We start from the raw sequence: 1,611 nt of genomic DNA on the forward strand, positions 1-1,611 counted from the left end.
ATGTAGTAATTTCCGGGCCTCTTTTGTATTTCCTTCGCAAAGAAAAAGCCACCCCATATTATTCAGGGCCAGGACAAGCGTTTTACGCAGGGGTTTATTATCCGGGTAAGTCACGAAAAAATCATCAAGACTTGTAAGTATCTGCCGTTGAAAAGCAGCCTTATCTTTCAGGTCCAGGGTACTGTCAATTTCCTGGTCCCACAGCCGTATATTTTCAAGGATTCCGAGAATCTGTATCTCCTCCGCATCGATTCCCTGAAAGTACGTTTTGAAAAAGTCAAAATCGTTTTTCATATTGGTCGCGGAAGGACTCTCATGGAGGGATCTGAGTACGGGTTCCATTTCCTCGAGCAGCTCGAGTCCCTTAATCCGAAACTCAATGTCTTTATCCACTTCCAGCTTGCGCTGGTAAAATTCCAGGATATTGAGTGCCGTTACACAATAGTCTGCTCCAAAGGCTTGCATCTCCCTGTTGGCCAACTGCTTTCTCAATTCAAAAGCCTTTAGCAGGTCTGAGGCCGCATTCTTCCATTCAGGGGTTTCGAGGGCATAGATTCCGGAGTTGTGATAGGCTGTAGCCAGGTAATGACGGAATTTATCCGGACTCGTTTCAGATAAGTTTTCATAAAGGGCAATGGCCTTTTGACCTGCCAGTAGGGCTTCAGAATACCGGTTCATTTTGTCCGCATAAAGAATCCCCAAACTGGAGTATGTACCGGCGAGATACGGTAAAAAGGTTTCGGGCTTTTCCTGGCAGAGCCATTGGTACTCTTCCAGCGTTTTCCGGTAATGGGAAGCGGCCTTGTCGTATTCCTCGAGTTGGAGATGGGAAACGGCCAGGTTATTCTGACAGGCAGCTACAAGGGGTCGGTATTTCTTGGGGTTTTCGACGGCCCCGGTCTCGTAGCGATCCAGCGCTTTTTGATAATTGGACTGGGCGTCATACGCATTGAATTCATCCGAATAAATAGCTCCGAGCTGATAGTGCGCCATAGCCTCCATATCCGCATCCAGCGTTTTTGCATGCCGCCTGTTTAAATCCAGGGCAGCCTTGTAATCCTTTTTGGAATACCAGTATTTCTTTCTGAGGTAATAGGCCTCTCCCCGGGCCATAAACGAATGCGCGAGGTGGCTGAAAAAACGACCGTCGATCTCAGAGAGGGTAGTATAACTGTCAATCGACTGATCGAAATACCCGATGGCAGTTTTCGGGTCCTGGGGCAGTGAAAGCCGGCCCAGGTTATTCAACGACAAAGCCCGTTGTTCCCGAACCTCGGGCACTTCTGATTCCGGCACCTCCAGAACTTCTAAAAACTGAGCGGTTGCTCCTTCGCGGTTTCCAGTGAGTTCCCTGATCCTGGCTATTGTATTGCCGATCTGCATCTTCCAGAGCGTGGTTGGCACTACTTTAAGGGCACTTTCAAAGTCTGCAAGGGCTTCTTCAGGCCTGTTGGACTGCAAAAGTTGTTCTGCCCCGGTAATATATTCTTCAAAAGATTTCATAAGGTGGCGGTTTTATACATTTCTTCATCTCCCTCGCCTGCGCGCCTGCAGTAATCCACAAATGAGAGTCTGGAAATCTCCCTGTATTCCAGGGAATCGACCCTGGCC

General features: G+C 48.4%; 1 protein-coding gene. It reads right to left on the bottom strand.

Annotated elements, in window-relative coordinates; all coding sequences use genetic code 11:
• On the bottom strand, positions 1-1,503 hold a 1,503-nt coding region (locus WBV75_RS09230; protein ID WP_424120335.1), incomplete at its 3' end, for a tetratricopeptide repeat protein.
• Positions 1,504-1,611 lie beyond the last annotated feature (108 nt).

The sequence above is a fragment of the Robiginitalea sp. genome (assembly GCF_049588695.1).
Taxonomy (GTDB): Bacteria; Bacteroidota; Bacteroidia; order Flavobacteriales; family Flavobacteriaceae; genus Robiginitalea.